General features: G+C 66.9%; 2 protein-coding genes. Both read left to right on the top strand.

Annotated features, from left to right (window positions below; genetic code table 11):
• Nucleotides 1-547: ABC transporter ATP-binding protein (locus E1J61_RS36155; protein ID WP_133098557.1), on the top strand; the 547-nt coding region annotated here is incomplete at its 5' end.
• 25 nt (nt 548-572) lie between these two features.
• Nucleotides 573-785: ATP-binding cassette domain-containing protein (locus E1J61_RS36150; protein ID WP_133098558.1), on the top strand; the 213-nt coding region annotated here is incomplete at its 3' end.

Genomic DNA, 785 nt, shown 5'->3' with positions numbered 1-785 from the left:
GCAGATCGCGCGCCGCGGCGTGATCCGTTCGTTCCAGATCTCGGCGGTGTTCCCGCACCTGACGGTGATGGAGAACGTGCGCATCGGGCTGCAGCGACAGCTTGGCACCGCGTACCAGTTCTGGCGCAGCGAGCGCTCGCTCGATGTGCTCAACGACCGCGCCATGGAGCTGCTCGAGCAGGTGGGGCTGACCGAGTTCGCGTACACGCTGACGGTGAACCTGCCGTATGGGCGCAAGCGCGCGCTGGAGATCGCCACCACGCTGGCGATGGAGCCGGAGCTGATGCTGCTCGACGAGCCCACGCAGGGCATGGGCCACGAGGACGTGGACCGCGTCACGCAGCTGATCAAGAAGGTCTCCGCCGGCCGCACCATTTTAATGGTCGAGCACAACATGAGCGTGGTCTCGTCGATCGCCGACAAGATCACCGTGCTGCAGCGGGGCGCGATCCTGGCCGAGGGGCCTTACGCCGAGGTGTCGAAGGACCCGCGCGTGATGGAGGCCTACATGGGCACGGCCGATGCCGAGCTGCAGGGCGCGCACTGAAGCGGGGGACGAGCAAATGAGTACGATCAGCACGAACAACACTCCCGCCCTCGAAATCAAGGGCCTGCAGGCCTGGTACGGCGAATCGCACATCCTGCACGGCGTCGACCTCACGGTGAACCGCGGCGAAGTGGTGACGCTGCTGGGCCGCAACGGCGCCGGGCGCACCACCACGCTGCGCGCGATCATGGGCCTGACCGGCGCGCGCAAGGGCTCGATCAAGGTCAACGGCAACGAG

Origin of the sequence: Cupriavidus sp. L7L, from assembly GCF_004353535.1 — a bacterium.
GTDB classification, from domain to species: domain Bacteria; phylum Pseudomonadota; class Gammaproteobacteria; order Burkholderiales; family Burkholderiaceae; genus Cupriavidus; species Cupriavidus oxalaticus_A.
Note: the sequence above shows the minus strand (reverse complement) of the source record. Positions and strands in the feature narration are given on the sequence as shown.